The sequence below is a fragment of the Haloarcula salina genome (assembly GCF_049603855.1).
GTDB lineage: Archaea > Halobacteriota > Halobacteria > Halobacteriales > Haloarculaceae > Haloarcula > Haloarcula salina_A.
The window spans coordinates 127256-148574 of sequence record NZ_CP187146.1 but is presented as its reverse complement, the minus strand read 5'-3'; the positions used below and the strand labels follow the sequence as shown (position 1 = coordinate 148574).

Annotated in this window: 21 protein-coding genes; 13 read left to right on the top strand and 8 right to left on the bottom strand. The window is 69.1% G+C overall.

The features are described 5' to 3' along the window. Nucleotides 1–69 precede the first annotated feature (69 nt). The 3 genes from ACOZ4I_RS00790 to alaS all read left to right on the top strand — a co-directional run bounded on the left by ACOZ4I_RS00790 (nucleotide 70) and on the right by alaS (nucleotide 4629). Complete coding sequence (locus ACOZ4I_RS00790) at nucleotides 70–1047, top strand: replication factor C small subunit (RefSeq protein ID WP_424002060.1); 978 nt, start codon at nucleotides 70–72, stop codon at nucleotides 1045–1047. A 104-nt stretch (nucleotides 1048–1151) separates the two neighbouring features. Next, entirely contained in the window at nucleotides 1152–1784 is a 633-nt protein-coding gene (locus tag ACOZ4I_RS00785; protein ID WP_424002058.1) for an archaellin/type IV pilin N-terminal domain-containing protein, read from the top strand. 61 nt (nucleotides 1785–1845) lie between these two features. Next, nucleotides 1846–4629 carry an alanine--tRNA ligase gene (alaS, locus tag ACOZ4I_RS00780; RefSeq protein WP_424002056.1) on the top strand — a complete coding sequence of 928 codons (2784 nt, stop codon included), beginning with the start codon at nucleotides 1846–1848 and terminating at the stop codon, nucleotides 4627–4629. A 275-nt stretch (nucleotides 4630–4904) separates the two neighbouring features. Here the strand turns inward: alaS and ACOZ4I_RS00775 are convergent, their stop codons facing one another. Further along, nucleotides 4905–5036, bottom strand: coding sequence for a hypothetical protein (locus ACOZ4I_RS00775; protein WP_424002054.1), 132 nt, complete (start codon nucleotides 5034–5036; stop codon nucleotides 4905–4907). On the opposite strand from ACOZ4I_RS00775, the gene ACOZ4I_RS00770 reads away from it, so the two are divergent. Beyond that, nucleotides 5035–5226: a hypothetical protein gene (locus ACOZ4I_RS00770; protein WP_424002052.1), complete on the top strand. Its 192-nt coding sequence runs from the start codon at nucleotides 5035–5037 to the stop codon at nucleotides 5224–5226. The two genes, ACOZ4I_RS00775 and ACOZ4I_RS00770, sit on opposite strands and share 2 nt — an antisense overlap. Nucleotides 5227–5271: 45 nt before the next feature. Here ACOZ4I_RS00770 and ACOZ4I_RS00765 read toward each other — a convergent pair whose 3' ends face one another. Beyond that, entirely contained in the window at nucleotides 5272–7134 is a 1863-nt protein-coding gene (locus tag ACOZ4I_RS00765; protein WP_424002050.1) for a cation:proton antiporter, read from the bottom strand. Between the two features lie 82 nt (nucleotides 7135–7216). Here ACOZ4I_RS00765 and ACOZ4I_RS00760 point away from each other — a divergent pair, with 82 nt between their 5' ends. Next, the gene (locus tag ACOZ4I_RS00760) at nucleotides 7217–7978 is read left to right on the top strand and encodes an alpha/beta fold hydrolase (protein WP_424002048.1); all 762 of its coding nucleotides are present in this window, start codon (nucleotides 7217–7219) and stop codon (nucleotides 7976–7978) included. A 74-nt stretch (nucleotides 7979–8052) separates the two neighbouring features. Beyond that, complete coding sequence (hisB, locus tag ACOZ4I_RS00755) at nucleotides 8053–8640, top strand: imidazoleglycerol-phosphate dehydratase HisB (protein ID WP_424002046.1); 588 nt, start codon at nucleotides 8053–8055, stop codon at nucleotides 8638–8640. A 50-nt stretch (nucleotides 8641–8690) separates the two neighbouring features. On the opposite strand, the gene ACOZ4I_RS00750 is transcribed toward hisB, so the two are convergent. Continuing rightward, nucleotides 8691–8912 (bottom strand): hypothetical protein, encoded by a 222-nt coding sequence (locus tag ACOZ4I_RS00750; protein ID WP_424002044.1) that lies wholly within the window; start codon nucleotides 8910–8912, stop codon nucleotides 8691–8693. Nucleotides 8913–9001: 89 nt separating this feature from the next. Here ACOZ4I_RS00750 and ACOZ4I_RS00745 point away from each other — a divergent pair, with 89 nt between their 5' ends. From ACOZ4I_RS00745 to ACOZ4I_RS00730, 4 genes are all read left to right on the top strand, one after another. Continuing rightward, a complete protein-coding gene (locus ACOZ4I_RS00745) occupies nucleotides 9002–9505 on the top strand; it encodes an ACT domain-containing protein (protein WP_424002042.1) in 504 nt (167 codons plus the stop codon). Between the two features lie 160 nt (nucleotides 9506–9665). Beyond that, nucleotides 9666–10019: a DUF4260 domain-containing protein gene (locus ACOZ4I_RS00740; protein WP_424002040.1), complete on the top strand. Its 354-nt coding sequence runs from the start codon at nucleotides 9666–9668 to the stop codon at nucleotides 10017–10019. A 132-nt stretch (nucleotides 10020–10151) separates the two neighbouring features. Then, complete coding sequence (locus tag ACOZ4I_RS00735) at nucleotides 10152–10754, top strand: IMPACT family protein (protein ID WP_424002038.1); 603 nt, start codon at nucleotides 10152–10154, stop codon at nucleotides 10752–10754. Nucleotides 10755–10811: 57 nt separating this feature from the next. After that, the gene (locus ACOZ4I_RS00730) at nucleotides 10812–12203 is read left to right on the top strand and encodes a hypothetical protein (protein ID WP_424002036.1); all 1392 of its coding nucleotides are present in this window, start codon (nucleotides 10812–10814) and stop codon (nucleotides 12201–12203) included. Between the two features lie 16 nt (nucleotides 12204–12219). On the opposite strand, the gene ACOZ4I_RS00725 is transcribed toward ACOZ4I_RS00730, so the two are convergent. The 4 genes from ACOZ4I_RS00725 to mutL form a co-directional block, all read right to left on the bottom strand. After that, entirely contained in the window at nucleotides 12220–13305 is a 1086-nt protein-coding gene (locus ACOZ4I_RS00725) for an aminomethyltransferase family protein (protein WP_424002034.1), read from the bottom strand. Nucleotides 13306–13343: 38 nt separating this feature from the next. Continuing rightward, nucleotides 13344–14570, bottom strand: a complete 1227-nt coding sequence (locus ACOZ4I_RS00720; protein ID WP_424002032.1) for a carboxypeptidase regulatory-like domain-containing protein — start codon at nucleotides 14568–14570, stop codon at nucleotides 13344–13346. Nucleotides 14571–14622: 52 nt separating this feature from the next. Beyond that, nucleotides 14623–15567: a sugar kinase gene (locus ACOZ4I_RS00715; protein WP_424002030.1), complete on the bottom strand. Its 945-nt coding sequence runs from the start codon at nucleotides 15565–15567 to the stop codon at nucleotides 14623–14625. Between the two features lie 72 nt (nucleotides 15568–15639). Beyond that, nucleotides 15640–17847, bottom strand: a complete 2208-nt coding sequence (mutL, locus tag ACOZ4I_RS00710; protein WP_424002028.1) for a DNA mismatch repair endonuclease MutL — start codon at nucleotides 17845–17847, stop codon at nucleotides 15640–15642. A gap of 130 nt (nucleotides 17848–17977) precedes the next feature. Here mutL and ACOZ4I_RS00705 point away from each other — a divergent pair, with 130 nt between their 5' ends. Next, complete coding sequence (locus ACOZ4I_RS00705; RefSeq protein ID WP_424002026.1) at nucleotides 17978–18163, top strand: hypothetical protein; 186 nt, start codon at nucleotides 17978–17980, stop codon at nucleotides 18161–18163. Between the two features lie 159 nt (nucleotides 18164–18322). Next, nucleotides 18323–19579 carry an HAD family hydrolase gene (locus ACOZ4I_RS00700; RefSeq protein WP_424002024.1) on the top strand — a complete coding sequence of 419 codons (1257 nt, stop codon included), beginning with the start codon at nucleotides 18323–18325 and terminating at the stop codon, nucleotides 19577–19579. Nucleotides 19580–19586: 7 nt separating this feature from the next. On the opposite strand, the gene ACOZ4I_RS00695 is transcribed toward ACOZ4I_RS00700, so the two are convergent. Then, nucleotides 19587–20450 (bottom strand): hypothetical protein, encoded by an 864-nt coding sequence (locus ACOZ4I_RS00695; RefSeq protein ID WP_424002022.1) that lies wholly within the window; start codon nucleotides 20448–20450, stop codon nucleotides 19587–19589. A gap of 186 nt (nucleotides 20451–20636) precedes the next feature. Here ACOZ4I_RS00695 and ACOZ4I_RS00690 point away from each other — a divergent pair, with 186 nt between their 5' ends. Next, a complete protein-coding gene (locus ACOZ4I_RS00690) occupies nucleotides 20637–21269 on the top strand; it encodes a hypothetical protein (protein WP_424002020.1) in 633 nt (210 codons plus the stop codon). The last annotated feature ends 50 nt before the right edge of the window (nucleotides 21270–21319 follow it).

Here is a 21319-nt window from a genome sequence, read left to right as displayed (position 1 = left end):
CTCGAACAACCACTTGAGGTCGGGGCTTAGTTTGTAAGAGTTAAGACCGGGCCACGCCTCGATTCGTCCATGAGCGAGGCCGAGTCCGAGTCGCGGGCGGGACGCGAGGAAGTGTGGATCGAGAAGTACCGCCCCCAGACTCTCGACGACGTGATGGGCCACGAGAACATCGTCGGCCGCCTCCAGAGCTACGTCTCTCGCAACGATCTGAGCCACATGCTCTTTTCCGGGCCGGCGGGGACGGGGAAGACGACCTGCGCCACGGCCATCGCCCGCGAGCTGTACGGCGAGGACTGGCGCGAGCACTTCCTCGAACTGAACGCCTCCGACGAGCGCGGCATCGACGTGGTCCGGGACCGCATCAAGAACTTCGCGCGGACCAGTTTCGGCGGCCACGAGTACCGCATCATCTTCCTGGACGAGGCCGACGCCCTCACGAGCGACGCCCAGTCCGCGCTGCGCCGGACGATGGAGCAGTTCTCGAACAACGTCCGCTTCATCCTCTCGTGTAACTACTCCAGTCAGATCATCGACCCCATCCAGTCGCGGTGTGCGGTCTTTCGCTTCTCGCCGCTGGCCGACGACGCCGTCGCCGAGGAGATCCGCCACATCGCCGCCGAGGAGGGAATCGAACTGACCGACGATGGGCTGGACGCGCTCATCTACGCCGCCGACGGAGACATGCGCAAGGCCATCAACGGCCTGCAGGCGGCCTCCGTCAGCGGCGACACGGTCGACGAAGAGGCGGTGTACGCCATCACCTCGACGGCCCGGCCCGAGGAGATCAGAGAGATGGTCCAGTCGGCCCTCGACGGCGACTTCACGGCGGCCCGCGCGACCCTCGACCGCCTGCTGACCGAGGAGGGCATCGCGGGCGGCGACATCATCGATCAGCTCCACCGCTCCATCTGGGAGTTCGACGTCAGCGACGAGGCGGCCGTCCGCGTACTGGAACGCATCGGCGAGACCGACTACCGGATCACCCGCGGCGCGAACGAGCGGGTCCAGCTTGAAGCGATGTTGGCCTCGCTCGCCCGGGACGAGTAGCGTCGGCTGGCGGCCGGCAAATCGCGGACTCCGAGCCTTCTCACGTCTGATAACTGGTGGGTGAGCCTTATGTGTAACTGGGAAGTAGAATATCAGTAACTGAAATGGATCGATCACGACCGTCGGCGTCGGGTGCGCACGACGACCGGGGACAGGTGGGGATCGGGACGCTCATCGTGTTCATCGCGATGGTCCTCGTCGCGGCCATCGCCGCCGGCGTCCTCATCAACACGGCCGGGTTCCTCCAGAGTTCCGCCGAGGCCACGGGCCAGCAGTCCAGCGACTCGACGACGAGCCGCATTCAGGTGGTGAGCATGACCGGCAGCCACTTCACGGCCGACAGCGAGGTCGGCGTCGTCAACATTACGGTGAAGAAGGGACCGGGCGCGAGCAACGTCGACCTCCACAAGACGACGATCCAGTGGATCGGCCCGAGCGGGTCCTACTACCAGCTCGCATCGGGCGGCGCGCAGGGGAACCCGGACGGGCGGTTCCAGATCTCGACCGTTCAGGACGACGACGGGTCCCAGCCGGTGCTGAACGACCTCGAAGACCGCTTCACTATCTCGCTCGATCTGGGAACGTCGTCCGATATCAGCGGCACGCAACCGTTCGGCGAGCCGCTGCCGGAAGGCGAGACGGCGACGCTACGCATCACGTCACCGTCCGGCGGGACCACGGTCGAGCAGATCGTCGTCCCCAAGACGCTGTCCGGCGAGTCCGCCGTGACGGTGTGAGGGGCGGAAAAGCGGCCCCCTTCGGAACAGTTTTAGGCGAACGTGGGCCAACTGTACCCCAATGAGCGACCTCGACGAGGCCTACCAACTCGACTATTTCGACGAGGCGGGATTCCGACGCCAGGAGTGTCACTCCTGTGGCGCGAAGTTCTGGTCTCGGACCGATCAGGACACCTGCGGCGAACCTCCCTGCGCGGAGTACGACTTCATCGACAACCCCGGATTCGACGAAGCGTACTCGCTGACGGAGATGCGCGAGGCGTTCCTCTCCTTTTTCGAGGAGCGCGACCACGAGCGCATCGAACCCTACCCGGTCGCCGCCAACCGCTGGCGCGACGACGTACTGTTGACCCAGGCGTCGATCTACGACTTCCAGCCGCTGGTGACCTCCGGCACGACGCCGCCGCCGGCGAACCCGCTGTGTATCAGCCAGCCCTGCATCCGGATGCAGGACATCGACAACGTCGGCAAGACCGGCCGGCACACGATGGCCTTCGAGATGATGGCCCACCACGCATTCAACGCCCGCGAGGACCTCGAAGACCCCGAACAGTACGCCTACCAGGGCGAGGTGTACTGGAAGGACGAGACCGTCGAGTACTGCGTCGAACTGTTCGAGGAGCTGGGGGCCGACGCCGACGAACTCACCTTCATCGAGGACCCGTGGGTCGGCGGCGGCAACGCCGGACCGGCCTTCGAGGTCATCTACCGCGGGGCCGAACTGGCGACGCTCGTCTTCATGTCGATGGAGCAGGACCCCGACGGCGACTACGAGATGAAAGACGGGAACCGGTACTCGGAGATGGACACCTACATCGTCGACACCGGCTACGGGCTGGAGCGCTGGACCTGGATGTCCCAGGGGACGCCGACGGTGTACGAGGCGATCTACCCCGACACGATCGCTTTCCTCAAGGACAACGCCGGGATCGAGCTCACCGACGAGGAGGAGGCTATCGTCCACGAGGCCGCGAAGCTCGCGGGCCGGATGGACATCGACGAGGCAGAAGACATCGAGGCCGAACGCGACACCATCGCCGCCGAGGTCGGCGTCGAGGTCGAGGAACTGCGCGAGCTGATGGCTCCGCTCGAGGACATCTACGCCATCGCCGACCACTGTCGGACGCTCGCGTACATGCTCGGCGACGGCATCGTCCCCTCGAACGTCGGGACGGGCTACCTCGCGCGGATGGTCCTCCGGCGCACGAAGCGGCTGGTGGACGGCGTCGGCGTCGACGCGCCGCTGGACGAACTCGTCGACATGCAGGCCGAGCGACTCGGCTACGAGAACCGCGACACGGTCCGGGACATCGTCCGCACCGAGGTCGAGAAGTACCGCGAGACGCTCGACCGTGGCGGCCGGCGGGTCCGCCAATTGGCCGAGGAGTACGCCGAGCGCGGCGAGGCCATCCCCACCGAGGAGCTGGTCGAACTGTACGACTCCCACGGCATCCAGCCGGACATGGTCGAGGAGATCGCCGCCGAGAAGGGCGTCGACGTCGACGTCCCCGACGACTTCTACTCGGTCGTGGCCCAGCGCCACGGCGGCGGTGGCGGGACCACCGAGGAGTCCGAGACGCCGTACGCGGACCAGCTCGCGGAGCTGCCCGAGACCGACCAGCTCTACTACGAGGACCAGCAGCGGACGGAGTTCGAGGCGGTCGTCCTCGAGGTGTTCGACCGCGACGAGGACACCTACGACGTGGTGCTGGACCAGACGATGTTCTACCCCGAGGGCGGGGGCCAGCCACCGGACCACGGGACGCTGTCGACCGACGACGTGACCGCCGAGGTGACCGACGTGCAGCGTTACGGCGACGTGATCGTCCACACCTGCGACGAGGACCCCGGCAAGGGCGAGTTCGTCCGCGGACAGGTCGACGCCACCCGCCGCAAGCGCCTGATGCAACACCACACCGCGACGCACCTCGTCATCCACAGCGCCCGGCAGATCCTCGGCGAGCACGTCCGCCAGGCCGGCGCGCAGAAGGGAACCGACTCCTCGCGCATCGACATCCGCCACTACGAGTCGGTCACCCGCGAGCAGGTCAAACAGATCGAGGCACTCGCCAACGAGATCGTCCAGGACAACGTCCCGGTCACCCAGGAGTGGCCGGACCGCAACGAGGCCGAGGAGCGCCACGGCTTCGACCTCTACCAGGGCGGCATCCCGGCGGGCGAGCAGATCCGACTCATCAAGGTGGCCGAGGACGTGCAGGCCTGCGGCGGCACGCACGTCGCCCGCACCGGCGACATCGGGACCATCAAACTGCTCGGGACCGAGCGGATTCAGGACGGCGTCATCCGGTTGTCGTTCGCCGCGGGCAACGCGGCCATCGAGGCCACCCAGCGCACCGAGGACGCGCTCACCGAGGCTGCCGAGGTCCTCGACGTGGCCCCCGAGGCAGTCCCCGAGACCGCCGCGCGGTTCTTCGACGAGTGGAAGGCCCGCGGCAAGGAGATCGAACAGCTCAAAGAGCAACTCGCGGAGGCCCGCGCCAGCGGCGGCGCGGACAGCGAGGAGGTCGACGTGGGCGACGTGACGGCCGTCGTCCAGCGCATCGACGCCGACATGGACGAACTCCGCGCGCAGGCCAACGCGCTCGTCGAACAGGGCAAGATCGCGGTGCTGGGCTCGGGCCTCGACGGCGCGCAGTTCGTCGTCTCGGTCCCCGAGGGCGTCGAGGTCGACGCCGGCGAGGTCGTCGGCGAACTGGCCGGCCGCGTCGGCGGCGGCGGCGGCGGGCCGCCGGACTTCGCGCAGGGCGGCGGTCCTGACGCCGAGGCGCTCGACGACGCGCTCGACGACGCGCCGGAGATTCTCAGAACCGTCGCGAACGCCTGAGCGACGTTCCACAGTTCGGAACGACAGCGTTCGATTCGCCCGTTTTCCCGTCTCGCTCGACCGTTCAGCAGCGACGGCGACGGGCGTGGCATCGGTCTGGTGCGGCGGTCGAGTGTTCGATTCGACGGCGATTTTCCGTTCGAATGCGTCGCGGTGGGCCCGCGAATTCAAGTACATTTACCGATATAAGGAGTATGTGGATATACTTCCAAAAGTATTTTTAGTAAGTGCCCGTTCATCACAGATATGAGCGGGAAACCTGAGATGTCGCACGTTCAGTCCCACACCGAGTACGTTCGGTCACGCCGGACGTGCCCGCGGTGCGGGACCGGCGTCCCCGTCGAGTCGAGTCGCGCTGCCCCACCGCTGTGTGAGAACTGCCGCCCGAAGCCCTCCGCCTGACTCATGAGTGTTACCACCGAGCCCCCGTCGGACACCGAACTGAACGAGACGCCGGAGTTCGAACTGGACTGCCTGTACGACGACCCCGAGAATCCCACGGAGCTCACTATCTTCGCCTCGGACATCCAGAAGTCCGTCACCGAGTGGGTGACCGCCGACCGGTCGGCGACCGTCTCGCTCGACCAGATCCGGTAGTCACCACCCGTTTTTCGCGTCGCGGATTCGCGCTCCCGATGCCCGCTACTCGCCCCGGCACAGCGACCGGGCGTCCTGCATCGCCTCGTTCGTCTCGCACACCAGGGTCAGGTGGTCGCCGTCGTCGAGACGAAAGTCGCTGTCCGGGACCCGGTCGTCGCCGTTGCGGCTCACCATCGCCACCAGACAGCCGTCCGGCAGTTCGTCGACGGCGGACCCGACCGTGCGGTCGACCAGCGTCTCGTTCGTGAGTTCGACTTCGAGCACGTCCCCGGTGCGCGCGGAGTCGGCGAGCCAGCGCGCGAGGGCGGGGCGTTCGACCGCGTCGTCGATGGCGTCGGCGACAGCGAAGCCCGCCGAGATGGTCTCCACGTCGAGGTCCTCGAAGGCCGCGACGTTGTCCGGCTGGTTCGCCCTGGCGACCACGGTGTCCACGTCGAAGCGCGTCGTCGCGAGCTGGGCGACGAGGAGGTTCACGTCGTCGTCCGCGGTGGCGGCGACGACGACGCCCGCGCGGTCCGCGCCGGCCCGGTCGAGGACGGCGGCGTCGGTCGCGTCGCCGCTGACGACGCGGTGGCCGTCGGCCCGGACCCGCTCGACGGTGTCCGGGTCTTTGTCGATCAGGACCACCTCTTCGCCGCGTGACTCGTAGCGCGTTGCCAGTTCCCGGCCGACGCGGCCGGCGCCGACGATGAGCGTTTGCATGGGGAGGATGTCGAGGGCTTGCGCGAAGTGTCGGGCCAGGCCGCCTTGAAACATGACGGTCGCGAAGATGACGAGAAAGACCGTGCCGACGAGGACCGTCGCGGCCGCGGGGTCGTCCGGTCGGAGTTCGATGGCGAACAGCGTCGCGACGCTGGCGGGGACGATGCCGCGGGGCCCCATCGCGCCGACGAACGCCCGCTCGCGGAGCGTCAGCCGGCCGCCGAGCGTCGAGAGGAACACGCCGAGCGGGCGGAGGAGCGCGACGACGACGATGACGACGACGAGGCCGCCGATGCCGAGCGCGCGCAGGTCGTCGAGCGATAGCTGGGCGGCCAGGACGACGAACACGAACGAGAGGACGAACAGCGTGATCCCGCCCTTGAAGTCGGCGATGTCCTCCTCGTGGGGGATGTCCGCGTTCCCCATCACGATGCCGGCGACGGCCGCCGCCGCGATGCCGGCCTCGGAGAGCAGGCTGCTCCCCACGGCGTACGCGATCAGCGCCGCGGTGAGGACCACGACGCGGGCGTTCTGTGGCGCGTTCCCCGTCGAGAGGTTCATCCGCTTGAGCAGCGCCGCGACGCCGCCGCCGACGAGCACGCCGACGGCGACCCCGACCAGCAGGCGGGCCACGAACGCCTCGACGACGACCAGCGGCGACGAGCGACTGGCGACGACGAACTCGAAGGTCGCGACCGCGAGAATCGCCGCGATCACGTCGTTGATGATGCCCTCCGTCTCCAGCGCGGCGGCGACCCGGTCGCGCACCGGGACGACCTGCATGATGGGCGTGATGACCGTCGGCCCGGTGGCGATGAGGAGGCTCCCGACGAGGACGGCCACGGGCCAGCCGGTCCCGAAGACGACCCTGACGGCGACGGCGGTCCCGGCGAGCGAGACGAACGCGCCGACCGTCACGAGGCCGAGCGCTTCCCGGGAGGCCTCGCGGACCCGCTCGACGGTGAGGTGGTACGCCCCCTCGAAGACGATGATGCCGACGCTGAGCCCGACGATGGCCTGGAGGCCGGTCTGGCCGAACATCGCCGGGTCGACCAGCCCGAGCGCCTGCGGCCCGACGAGCACGCCGGCGACCAGCAGGAAGGCGACGCTGGGGATCTTGAGCCAGTCCCCGACCAGCTGGGCGGTGACGCCGAGACTCACGACGAGCGCGACCGCTCCGATGAGTGACGCTGCTTCGGACACGTGCGTGCCGGCGGTTCGACGGCCAGCGCCAAAGGCCTACCCACCGAAAGAGACAGGCCGCCGCCGCGGGAACCGACGAGCAATGCCGACTGTCAGCACGCACGGGGCGTCGATACACTACGAGACCGACGGCGACGGTCCCACCGTCGTCTTCGTCAGCGACGTGGGCTACGGCGCGTGGCTGTGGGGCTGGCACAACGACGCGGTCGCCGGCCCATACGAGACGCTGGTGTGGGACCTCCCGGGAACCGGCCGCTCGGACGCGCCGGAGGGACCGCTCGACGTGGCGACGCTCGCGGCCACCCTCGAAGCCGTGCTCTCGGATCACGGCGTCGCGTCCGCCCACCTGGTCGGGGCCGGCCTGGGCGGGATGGTCGCGCTCCGGTACGCCCACCGCTACAACCGCGCTCGGACACTCACACTGTACTGCACGGCCGCCTCGGGCGACGCCGTCGACGAGTCGGCGCTCTCAGCCCTCGCGCTCGACGGCCCGGACTCGCTCGCCGGCGCGTTCTCGCCGGCGTTCCGCGAGGGCGCGCCCGACCTGCTCGACCGAATCGCCGCGTGGCGTACCGAGGAGGACGCGACCGGCGACGCTCGCGCCGCGCAGGCCGCGGCGATGACCGGATTCGACGCCCCGCCGCTGTACGAGGTCACCCAGCCGACAGAGGTGTACTACGGGCTGGACGACCCCGTCGTCGCGCCCGACGCCGCGGAGGCGCTGGCCGCGGACCTGCCACGCGGGAGCGCCGAGGCCGTCGAGGGCCGACACTGCTGTTACGTCGAACACGCGCCGGCGGTGACCGACCGGCTGCTGGCGATGCTGGACGAGCACGCCGAGTGAGCGGGGCAACCGCAGCGCTCCCGTCATCGCTCCCCAGCGGAATCCCCATATACGCGGACCGAGAGGGTGTAGGTATGACCGACCGGACGGCGGCCGTCACGCGGACGACGGCCGAGACGGACATCGAAGTCACGCTCGACGTGGACGGCGACGGCGACAGCACCGTCGACACCGGCATCGGCTTCTTCGACCACATGCTCGACTCGTTTTCGACCCACGGCCTGTTCGACCTGACCGTGCAGTGCGACGGCGACCTTGAGATCGACGCCCACCACACCGTCGAGGACGTGGCCATCACGCTCGGCGAGGCGTTCACCGAGGCGCTCGGCGACAAGCGCGGTATCGAGCGCTTCGCCGACCGCAAGGTCCCGCTCGACGAGGCCGTCGCCGGCGTCGTCGTCGACGTCTCCGGCCGGCCGTACTTCGCCTTCGACGGCGCGTTCTCGCAGGCCCAAGTCGGCGAGATGACCAGCCACATGGCGAAGCACTTCTGTCGCTCGCTGGCGACCAACGCCGGGCTGACGCTGCACTGCGAGGTCGACGGCGAGAACGCCCACCACGAGGTCGAAGCGCTGTTCAAGGGCCTCGCACGGGCCCTCGACGACGCGACGCGTATCGACGAGCGGCGCTCCGACGTGGCGAGCACGAAGGGCGAACTCTGAGCGAGGAGCGGCCCGACCGCTGCCAACAGCGGCAGCCGTCGCCAACCGAGTCAGTCGCCGCCATCGTCGTCCGTTCGCTCCCAGAAGCGGTCGACGAGCGCCACACCGGCGGCGAGCAACAGGAGGCTCGCGACGAACGGCACCGTCCCGTCACCGAGGCCGAGCGCCTCCGCGACCGGCGAACTGCGCCCGTAGCGGTTCCCGAAGGCGACGACGCCGACGAGTCCGAGACAGCCGACCGTCCCGCCGACTTTCGCCAGCACGTGCGACATGACCGCACAGTGCAGGGACGCGGATAAATACGATTCGACCGGGCGGTCCAAGCGGTGAAATATTACGAAGGGACGCCGTGGCTTCGGGTATGTTCGACGAGATCATGCGGAAGTTCGAGGACTCCCCCGGACAGCAGGACGTGATTCGCCTGCTGCTCGAACGGGGGTTCTCGGTCAACGAGGACGGGCGGGTGGTCTCCGGCGGCATCGAGATCCCGAACACGGGCATCGCCCGCGAGGCCGGCGTCGACCGCCGTGTCGTCAACGCCACGACGGACGCGATCCTCGCCGACGACGACCTGCGGCGCATCTTTCGGAACATCTCCTCGGTGCCGAGCCTGCTCGACCTCGCGCCCGTCCTCGACCTGCACGCGATCACCGTCACCGTGCGGGCCGCCGACGAGTCCGGCATCGTCTCGACGGTCACGAACGCCATCGCCGACCGCGACATCTCCATCCGGCAGGTGCTCAGCGAGGACCCCGAGTTCACCGACGAGCCGAAACTGTACGTCATCACCGACGCGGAACTCCCCGGCGACCTCATCAACGAGATTCGCCGGCTCCCGTTCGTCCGCACCATCGAGCTGGCGTGACTCGCTCCGGCGACGGCGCGCTCGTCGCCCTCTGTTACGACGTCTTCGCCGCACTGGAGGAGGGTCTCTCGGTGCTCGTCCGTCGGGTCGAAAAGCGGTCCGCCGACGGTGAGTAACGGGCCGGACAAACGGTTTTGGGCGCGTCGCCCGTCTAGCGTGTATGAACCCTCGCCTGCTCGTCCGTCTCGAAGGGGCGCTCGTCGGCGGCGGCGCGGCCGCGCTGTACGCCCTCCAGGGCCGGTCGACGCTGCTGTTCCTCGCGCTCATTATCGCACCGGACCTCTCGATGGCGGGGTATCTGCACGGCAAGCGCGTCGGCGCGGCCGCCTACAACGCCGTTCACACGTACATCGGGCCTGGGCTGCTCGCCGCGGTCGGCGTCGTCGCCGGCGTCGACCTCGCCGTCGGCGTGGCGCTCGTCTGGACCGCTCACATCGGGGCGGACCGGCTGTTCGGGTTCGGCCTGAAGTACGCCGACCGCGAGTTCGGCGACACGCACCTCCAGCGGCTCTGATATCGGCGACGATCACGGTCGAGACGGCCAACGGTCGCGATGAAAGCCGGGACTGACACTCGGGACGGGGAGAGCGGGGCCGCGTCGGGCGCAACGGCAAACGCTATTCGGCGGCCCGCCGAACGGCGAGCCGTGACGGACAGCTATCGGACGGTCGCCGGCCGCGGCGAGGCGCGCTTCGAGGTCCGGGGCTCGGAGTTCATCGGCCACGTCGCGCCCGCTGCGACCGTCGAGGCGGCCGAGGCGTTCGTCGAGCGCGTCGGCGAGGAGTACGCCGACGCGACGCACAACGTCCCCGCCTACCGCGTCCGGGCCGACCCCTTCCGAGAGTACTCCAGTGACGCCGGCGAACCGAGCGCCAGCGCCGGCGGCCCCGCGCTGAACGTCCTCCAGCAACGCGAAATCGAGAACGTCGTCGCGGTAGTCACGCGCTACTACGGCGGGACGAACCTCGGCGTCGGCGGACTCGCCCGCTCGTACTCGCGGGCGGTCAGGGACGCCGTCGACGCCGCCGGCGTCGTCGAGGAGGTCCCTCACGAGCGTTTCACCGTGACGGTCGCCTACGACGACTCCGGGAGCGTCCGCGGCCTGCTCGAATCCGCCGGCGTCGAGTTCGAGGCCGACTACGAGACGGAGGTGACGTTCGCAGTCCGGGTTCCGACCGACGAGGGTAGCGCGCTTCGGGACCGCATCCGAAGCGCGACCAGCGGGCGGGCAGACATCGAAATCGAGTGACGCCCGCATCGGTCCGACCACCCCGAATAATTTGTACCGCGAGCGTCACGTTCAGGTGTGACAGGCGACAGGTCCCGCCGTGACTTTCTCGCCCACGTGGGCACACTGGCCGCGGCGTCGTGGGTGAGCGCGACCCGAGCATCCGCCCAGCAGCAGCCCGGGCCGTCGTCGTTCGTGCCGGCCGAACACGGGTTCGGGTTCCGGAACTGGTCGCTGAGCGACCAGTACTTCGAGGACCCGCCACAGCCGGACCCCGCCGCGGTCCGCGAGCAGATTCGGGCCGAGTGGAGCGACAAGGCGCGGGCGGTCCTCGGTCTCGACCCGGCGCAGTTACCGTCGACGCTGGTCGACGCGCTCACACGACAGCTCCGGGCAGCGGTCGTCCAGCGCGCCGGGACGAACGGACACTGCTACGGGATGGTCCTGGCCGCACAGCGGTACTTCGACCGACCGGAGACGATGCCGGTGGACCGGCCGGCGGCGAGCGACATCGAGGTCCCGACGGTCCCGCTCGACGACCCGGCAGCCCCGGTGTACGACGACATCGTCACCTCCCAGGCCGAGCAGTACTTCCGGTTTCGCTCGTGGCTCGGCCGGCAAGCGGTCGTGTACGCTGACCGAATCGACACGGCGCAGTTGCTCGACCACATTCGCACGGTCGTCGAGACCACCGGAAAGGCCTCGCTGTTCCTGTTCGATGGCTCGCTGAGCGGCCACCAGGTGCTCGCCTACGACTACCGGACGGACGGTGAGACGGTCGAAATCCCGATATACGACCCGAACTGGTCGGCGCTGGCCTACCAGCAGCGGACGCCGACACTTCGGTTCACGCGGGACGGTGACACGGCGTCGATGCGGCCCTACCGGCAGTACACGACGGTCGTGTTCAACCGCTACGACCAGATCGAGCGAGCGACGGACCGGTCGGACGTGGGCCCGCTGGACCACGTCGCGGCCGACCGAGAGACGGTGCGCGAGGAACTGTTCCCCACGATGGTCGTCACGGCCGACACCGCCGACGTGAACGTCACCGCGGTCGGCCCGCGCGGCAGGGAACTGGAGCGGATCGAGAGCGAGCACATGGACCGGTCGCGCGGCCGGTACCCGCGACTGCGCCGGCGTCACGGGGCCGCGCCCGGCACGTACCGCCTCGGCGTGTACGGGATCGAGGAAGCCGACTACGAACTGTCAGTCATCGTCGCCGACACCGAAGGGGGGATCGTGAACGTGACCAGAACCGCAAGCATCGGCGTCGACGAGCGCCACGAGTACGACCTGGAAGTCACGGACGCCGGCGACGGGACGCTATCGCGCGTTCGGCGCGGCGGCTCGGGCCCGACGGTGTGGACCGCAGCGGGGGCGCTGGGCGGCGCGGCGGTCGGCGCGCTCGGGTATCGGGCGGTCAGTGAGCGACGCGACGGGAGCGGCGACGACGGCGGGGAGGGGTGAGCGCGCCCGCCGTGAGTCACTCGTAGGCCGGCAGGCGCGCCGACCGCGCCGACCCGTCGACGAAGGGGAGGTCGACGCGCTGTGCGCTCACGGGGTCGCCGTCGACGCGGACCGTCAGCGACTCGGTTGGCAGGTCCCAGTCGACGGTCGCCAGCGCGATGGGGGCCTCCCGCATCGGGCTCTGTCCGGCGCGGCTCACCTCGCCGACGTGCTCGTCGCCGGCGAACACCGCCGCCCCGGCCTCGGGGACTGCCTCCACGGCGAGACCGACGAGGCGCTGTGTCGGATGGCCGCGGTTCTCGATGCGCGAGACCACCTCCTGTCCGACGTAACACCCCTTCTCGAAGTCCAGCGCGTTGCGGAGACCGAGGTCGTTCGGGAGCGCGCCGGCGATCTCGGTGTCGAACAGCGGCGACCCGGCCTCGAGCGTCAGCGTCTCCCAGGTCCGGTAGCCGAAGGGGACGGCGTTCAGGCCGCGGTTGACCAGCGTGTCGAACACCGCTTCGGCGTCGCCCGCGCCACAGACCACGTCGTAGCTCTCCTCGCCGGCGAGGTTGTCGGTCCGAACGACCGTGACGCCGGCGTCGCCGAGTTCGCCGCGCTCGAAGGTCAGTACGTCTTCGGGCGTGCCGGTCTGGTGGAGGACGCTCGCGATCTTCTCGGTCGCCTTCGGCCCGTGAACGCCGAAGACGGCGAAGTCGTCGGTCGCGACCTCGAAGTCGACGTCCTGGATGAACGTCTTCTCGTCCCACTCCGCCGCCAAGTCGGCGGCGGTCTGGGGCGGCGTGAACACGAGCAGCCGCTCGCCGGCGTTGTAGACGTACATGTCCGTGTCGACGCGGCCGTCGGGGTCGAGCAGGAGGGCGTAACAGCCGGCCCCGTCCTCGGTGGGGACGCGGTTCGAGACGGCGTTGTCGACGTACTCGACGCGGTCCTCGCCGGTGACGACGATGACGCCGTAGCCGTGCTCGATCGTCCCGACGACGTTCCGGACCGCGCGGTGAGTGCGCTCGGGCCGGCCGTAGGTGTCGACGACGCGCCGACCGCCGACCTCCCTGAACGTCGCTCCGTGGGCCTCGTGGACGCTCTGCAGAACAGTCATTGCTCAGTCATGCGGCCCTCGCGGGGAAAAGCGTCCCGCTACCGGCGGCGTGCGAGCAGCGCCGTGGCGAGCAGCGCCAGCGCGGTCAGTCCGACGGTGAAGCCGGGGCCGCTGGTGTCTGTCGTCGCGGTGGTCTGGGCCTGCGTGGGGGCCGGCGTCGCCGCGCCGCCGTCACCGTCCGCGGAGACGCCGGTGACGTTCGCGGTCGCGGAGAGGTCGCCTGCCGTCGCCGTGAACGTGACGTTACCGGCCGACGGGACCGTCGCGGACAGTTCGCCCTCGGCGTCGGTCAGCCCGACCTCCGACCCGCCCTGGCTCACCGTCGCGTTCGCCACCGGTTCGCCGTACTCGTCGACGACGGAGAGGCGAACGGTCTCGCCGACGACGACGCGCTGGTTCGCCGGCGTGAGCGTGAGCGCCGGCGTCCGCTGGATCGCCACGTCGATGGCGGTCTCGCTCTCGTCGACGCGGACGCGGCGCTCGACGGTCTCGTACCCGTCTTTCGACACCGACACGTCGTAGCGGTCGTTGACCGGGACGCTGACCGACGCCGTCCCGTCGGAGAGCGTCGGAACGGTCCCGGAGAAGCCGTTGTCCGAGGAGATACTGACGGTCGCGTCACGGATGGGGCGCGGGTCGTCGAAGTAGTCGTCCACGACGGACGCCCGCAGCAGGACCGACCCCTCTCTGAGCTGAATCGTCGCGCTCGTCTCATCCGAGACGTCGACGCTGGTCAGGTTGCGGTAGAACCCCGGCTTCGTGACGATGACGCGGTACTCCCCCTCCTCGATCGGCTTCGTGGTGAGCGCTCCGTCGCCGCCCGCGTTCCGGTCGACCACGTAGTTACCGTCGCGGTACAGGCGAATCCGCGGGTTCTCGACCGGGTCGCCGGCGGCATTCACCGCCCGGACGGTCGCCGTCGCGGACTCGGACACGTCGACCTCGACGGCCTGCGTCTCGGCGTCGACGACCTCGACTGGGACGTTCCGAACGTACCGGTCGTCGTGGATCTGGATGGAGACGTTTGCGCCGGCCGGCACGTCGACGAGCGCCTGCCCGTTCGCGCGCGTCGTCTCGTTGACCGGTCCGCCGGCCCCGTCGTCCCACCTCGCGGAGATGTCGACGTCGCTTATCGTATTCCCGTCCTGGTCGACGACGGTGACGGTGAGCGTCACCTGCGACTGTGCGGCAACGGTTCCGGACGCTGTAGTCCCCACCAGCAGCGCCACGAGACAGACGACGAATGCATCACGGTAAGCAGCCATATTTCACTAATTAACTGGATGGACATAAATCTCTATTGGCGGTAGGAGCCTCCTACGGCCGCCGCGACTGCTGAGATTCCGCGAGGCGGGTGACCTCGTCGGGCTCCAGCGGCGTCATCGGCCCCGACATCGTCCGGGCGAGCGCGGCCGCGGCGACGCCGTGGAGCAACGCTTCGTCCGTCCCTGCCCCGTCGGCCAGCTGCTGGAGGACCGCGCCGACGAGCGCCTCGTGCTGGCCCGATTCGTCGATTGCGTCCGTCTCCATCGCGTCCTGCTCGTGGACGACGCCGTCGTGGTAGGCCACCGCGCCGTACTCGCTTCGGGTGAGGAAGACGCGGTTGAGTTCGTACTCGGTGGCGAGGGTGTGGACCAGTTCGCGCGGCGTGCCCGCCTTCCCGAAGACGGCCGACGCCTGGTCCTCGGCGACGAAGAGCACGTCGACGGCGGGGAGCAGGTCGTCCAGCGCGTCGCGGGCCGCCTCGGCGTCCCAGAGGCCAGGGTGGAAATCCAGATCGAAGGCGCGCGTCCCCGCGGCCGCCCTGAGAAGGGCTCCGGTCGTGTCTCGTGCGGTCTCGGAGAGCGACAATGTCGTGCCGGAGGAGAACACCACGTCGGCGTTCTGTATCGCTCCCATCGGCATCTCGCCGGGCGTCACCGTCGCCATCGCGGTGTCGGTCCGGTCCTGCAGGAGGCGGGCGCGCCGGGGCGCCGACGCGTCCTCGTGGAACGTGAGGCCCTGCCGTCCCGTCTCCGGGTCGGCCCAGATCACGTCCGTCTCCAGTCCGAACTCGTGGAGTTCCGCGACCACGCGCCGTCCGAGCGGGGTGTCGGGGACCTTCGAGAGCCAGCGGGCGTCCGCGCCGAGGCGGCCGGCGGTCACAGCGACGCTGCTCGCGGTGCCGTCGACGCGGATGGTGGCCTCGCGAGCGGTCTCGAACCGATGACCGTCGGGCGGGGCGAATCTGAGGGCGGTCTCACCGAACGTTACGAGAGACATACCGTTCTCATCGAGAGACGTAGGTTTAGTTTAATCGGCCGTATCGGTCGCCGAAATCACGGTGCCGGCCCGCTATCGCCGACGGCCGCCGTGACCGGGGTAGTCCCGTTCGAAGCGGTCTTCGAGTTCCCCGGCGTCGATGTGGATGAGCGTCGGCCGGCCGTGCGGGCAGGCGTAGGGGTTCTCGCAGTCGTCCAGTGCCGCCAGCAGGTCCCGGACCGATCCGTCCGTGAGCGAGGTGTTGCCCGTCACCGACGGGTAGCAGGCGAGGTCGCCGAGCAGTTCGTCGGCCGCCGCCTCGACGGTCGCGGCCGCCTCGTCGTCGCCGGCGACGAACGCACCGAGCACGTCCCGCACGATGTCCGGCCCGGCGGCCTCGGCGACGACGCCCGGAAGCGTCCGCACCTCGACGGTCCGCTCGCCGGTGCGAGCGGTGTGGAATCCGAGGCTCGCCAGCGCGTCGCTGCGCTCGTCGAACACCGCGGCTTCCCGGGCGGTGAGTTCCAGTTCGACTGGGTCGGCGAGCGCCTGCGTCGTCGTCTCGCCCTCGAACTCGGCCTTCAGCCGCTCGTAGTTGATCCGCTCGTCCGCCGCGTGCTGGTCGACGAGGACGAGGCCGTCGTCGGTCTCTGCGACGACGTAGGTGTCGGCTAACTGTCCGAGAATCCGCATCGACGGCAGCGAGTCGTGGTCCGTCTCCGGCGCGTCCCCGAGGCGGGCCTGTTCCTGCCCGCCGGAGAACTTGCGGTCCGGGCTGTCTGTCGTCGATCGGTGACGGTCGGCCGCATGCGAATCGCTACCTCCACTCGAAACGCTACCCCTTCGGTCCCGGGCGGTCGATTCGCCCGACTGCGCGCCGTTCGAATCTCTCGTCGAGGACCGTTTCGTCTCGACCCCCTGACTCGATTCGGTCGTCTCTGCAGTCGCAGCAGTGCTGTCCCCGGGAGCGTCGGCCGCTGTCGAGGACCCGTCACCGGGCGGATCGGTCGAGCCACCGCGCTCCGATTCCGGTCGGTCGGTATTCGGGGCGTTCGCTGTCGCATGGTCCACCGCAGTCGACTCTGCCTCGGCGGGCCGACCGCTATCGGCCCGGCCGTCACCGTCCGCCGAGTCACTGCCGCTGGCGGCCGCGCCGTCACGAGGATCCGCCGAGTCGTGCTGTTCGGCCGAACCGCGTCCGCTCGACGAGTCCGGCGCGATCTCCGTCTGTTCGGGGGCGGACCGGCCGCGCGGGGCCGTCGAGCGTAGCAGGCCCTCCCGCAGGAGCGCGTCCTCGACGGCCGTGCGGACCTGCTCGCGGACGCCCTCGTCGTCGGCGAAGCGGACCTCCATCTTTCGGGGGTGGACGTTCACGTCCACGTCGCCGGCCGGCACGTCGAGAAAGAGGACGGCGAAGGGGTAGCGGTCGGGGGCGATCTGGGTGCCGTAGGCGTCGACGACGGCGTCCCGGACCGTGCCGGCGCGGACGTACCGGCCGTTGACGTACGTCGAGAGATACTCGCGGCCGGCGCGGTTCGTCTCGGGGTGGGAGACGAGGCCGCTGACGCCGTCGATCGGGCCGTCGGGGAGGCCGTCGCCGTCGCGGTCGGACTCGGTCGTCGCCCCGACGGGAATCATCGACTCGGCGACCTCCCGGCCGTAGACCGACATGACGGTCTCGCGGCGGTCGCCCTGCCCGGTCGTCGAGAACGTCTCGCGGTCGCCGTGGGTCAGCGAGACGGCCACGTCTGGGTTCGCCAGCGCGTAGCTGGCGACGACGGTGTTGACGTGGGCGAACTCCGTCGACTCCTGTTTGAGGTACTTCCGGCGGGCCGGGACGTTGTAGAACAGGTCCTCGACCTCGATGGTCGTCCCCTCCGGGCAGCCCGCGGGGCCGACGGAGGTAACCTCGCCGCCCTCGAGAACGAGTTCGGTCCCCACGTCGCCCCCGCGGGGGCGGGTTCTGACAGTCAGCCGCGACACCGCGCCGATGGCGTGCAGCGCCTCGCCGCGGAACCCGAGCGTGCCGACGCCGCTCTCCAGGTCGCCGATGTCGCTGATCTTCGACGTGGTGTGTTTCTCGACGGCCCGTTCGACGGCCTCGCGGTCCATCCCCACGCCGTCGTCGGTGACGCGGATGCCCTCGGTCCCGCCGGAGTGGACGGTCACGTCCACCCGGTTCGCGTCGGCGTCGATGGCGTTCTCGACCAGTTCCTTCACGACGGAGGCCGGCCGCTCGACCACCTCGCCGGCCGCGATGCGTTCGACGGTCCGGTCGTCGAGTCGCTGGATGTCGGTCATTGCTGGCCCCGCATGCTCTTGCCCCCGGCTACCGCTCGGAGCGACTTGAGACTGTCTGCTGTCGGACGCGGGGCACAAGTATGGGAAAAGTTAACACGACACAGTACTGACCGTCGACTGGTGAGACGCCATGTGCCACCACAGAGGCGAGAAGCGACCGTGGATGGAGCGTGCGACCGCCCGGGAGCGCGACGAGGAGCCCGGTGAAGACGACGGCGAGGAGCTGCCGTCGTTCCTCAACGAGGAGGGCGTCGAGACGGAGATCGTGACCGACGGCGGCGGAGACGACACCGGCGACGGCGAGGACGGCGCGTAGGGAGACGACAGCGGCGACACGACGGTCTTCGACATCGACTCCCGGCGGGTCGCCAGACGTGCTATTTTTTCGGGGCACGACGATCGATTCGGCTCGCGGAGCAAACCCGATAGGTAAAGTGCGCTCGCTGATAGACGATATCTATCCTGTGGATTCGCTATGGAACAATACGACCAACTCTACCGCCTCTATCAGGGCACCGATACGACGACGCTGCGCGGCTACCAGGAGTTCGTCGACCTGTTTCCGCCGCTCAGTTCGACGGTCGCACTGGAGCAGTGGGAGACCGCGAGCGACCGCCTCGAGGAACTCAAAGCGGAGATCACCGACGACTTTCCCGGCACCGGTGACACCTACGCGGAGATCGCGGCCCGCCTGACCCGCGACGAGGCGTTCACCGCGCTCGACCTCTACTCGAAGTACGGTCGGTCGGTGAACGCGCTCGTCCTCGACGTGGACGAGACGCTCCGGTCGGCCGGTGACACGGACAACGAGATCCCTCGGAACACGCTGTACCTGCTCACCCAGTTCTACGAGGAGGGCGTGCCCATCGTCGTCTGCACCGGCCAGACCCTGGAGAACGTCAAGGGATTCATGATCCAGGGCCTCGGGAACGACCTCGTCTCCTCGGGGCAGATGAGCATCGTCTACGAGTCCGGTAACGGCGTGTTCACGCCCAAGCACGGCCAGGACACCAAGCGCCTGCTGTACGAGCGCCTCGACGACGCCGTCGTCGACGTGTTCGAGCACGTCCGCGGCCGCGTCCTCTCGGAGGCCCCCGAAGACGTGCGCCACCGCTGTCACCTCCAGGGCAACGAGTTCAACGTCACGCTCAAGCCCAACGCCGAGGTCGGCAGCGACGACGCCGTCGAGATCATCGACGAGTCGCTGCGCTACCTCTGCGGGCTGGTCGGCGAGGCCATCGCCGCGCAGGTCGACGCCGACGTGGCCGATCCGGCAGGCTACGCGCGGTCGTACTTCAGCCGCGACCCGGAAATCCTGGACGTGCTCGAAGCCGGTGGCCTGTCGACGGACGCCGACATCGGCGACGCGCCCGACGCCTTCCGCGACATCGTCGAGCGGGTCGACCTCGGCTACTACGAGGGCGACGCGGCCGAACTGGTCAGCCTCGAACTGGACAAGTCCGCCGGCGTCGAGGAAGCCTTCGACGTGCTCGGCATCGACGACCCGTTCGCGCTCGTGATGGGCGACAGCAAGAGCGACCTGCGGGTGATGCGCTGGATCGAGGACCACGACGCGGGCATCGCCGCCGCGCCTGCCCACGCCTCCGGCGACGTTGTCGACCACGTCAGCAGCCGTGACGGGCTCATCTACGAGGCCGGCGACGCCAGCACGGTGCTGCGGACCGTCTACGGTATCAGCCTCATCGAGCGACTCGACGAGCAGAGCGAGTAGCGCTTTTCTACGACTCCTCGAGCGCGGGCGAGCCACCCGTTCCAGCGTGTGCCTCGGTCCAGGACCCGGCCGACGGCGATTCGGGGTCGATGTCCGCGACGAATCGCATCGTCACGAAATTCAGCGCCAGTCCGAGGACGCTCGCGACGGCGAGTCCGACCGGTAAGCCGACCAGCGGGACCGAGACAACCATGAAACTGAGGAACGGAGAAACGAGCAGGACGATCCCCGCGTAACCCGCGGTGTACGCGAAGTACGGAGCGCCGCCGACGGCCAGTTCGTACGACCCGCGGGCCGCCGCGACGAGGCCAGTCTCGCGCAGCACGACGAGGTACGGCGTCGCCCAGAGCAGATAGCTCGCGACGATCAACACCGGCAGGAGGACGAGTACGGCGACCAGCGCGCCCCCGCCGAGGGTTCCGAGGCCGAACAGTCCCAGCGCGACCGGGAGGACGACGAGGTACGGCAGGACGGTCACGACGAGAAACGGCGCGAAGTACGCCCCGACGCTCGCCCTGAAGCCGCGGTCGCGGTCAACCAGCGCGGCCGCGATCGCGCCGAAGTACCCCGCGTACAGGGCGGCTTCGAGGGCGACATACGCCGGGACGAGGGTGGCCGCGAACGGGACCGACAGCGGCAGTCCGGTGGTGACGGTGAACTCTGCGGAGCTCGGCGGGTCGACGAACTGCCAGAGGGTCACCACCGACGCCGGAATCCCCAGCCTGAGGCTGACGTGGACCCCGTCGTAGGCGAGCACGGAACCGATCTTGTCCGTCCGCGAGAGCGCGAGTACCAGCGGAACGAGCGCCAGCGACAGGTGATCGAGCGCCCGCTCCCAGCCGTCGGCCAACCGTGTCGAGAACGAGGGCATTAGGGACTCACCGTCCTGTCTGGTGGGGCGCTGAAAACACGGTTGGCACGAGAGACGCGTCGCTTCGACCGGATCGCACGTTCGGTGGAGGGCATCGGTCCCGGTAACAGATCCCATTCCGATACGCGTTGCGATCCCGCCGTCCCGTGCCACAAATTTATCACGGGCGCTCTGAATTGTCCAACTATGTCGTCTGGTATCCCACTGCTCACGCCGCTGGCGCGATGGCTCGAAACGGTGATGTTCGGGGACTACGAGCGCCAGTACCGGCTGTTCACGCAGGCCGTGGTGGCCGTCGCCGCCGGACTGGTGCTCGCCTACGGGCTGGTCGCGCTCGGCGTGATCGACGTGGGGGCAGGCGGACAGTCGGTACTCGGGACCGCGGCGAGCGTCGCCGTGACGGCGTTCGTCATCGTCGGCGTCCTGCAGTTTCTCGTCCTCGCGAACGTCCTCGAACGGACGAACGAGGACGTGGCCACGAAGGCCGCCGAACTGGAGCAGGCGGCCGAACAACTGGAGGAGACGGCCACGGAACTGGAGACGACGGCCGACACCGTGGAGGACGCGGCCGACACCGTCGACGAGGCCGCCGCCGACGTGGAACAGACCGCCGAGCGGGCCGGCGACCGCGACGCCGCCGAGCAGGTGACGGAAGCCAAGGACAAGACGAAAGACGCCAAAGAGCAGGCCGAGTCCGTCCAGAAAGAGGTCCAGTCGGCAAAGGAGAAAGCCTCCGAAGTCGAGGAGACGGCCACCGAGGTCGAGGAGACGGTTCCGGCGGACAAAGAGCGCGACGGCGAGGACGAGAGCCGCGACTGAATTGCGGTCAGGACGGCGACTGAATTGCGGTCGAGAGACGGCGGCCGAAT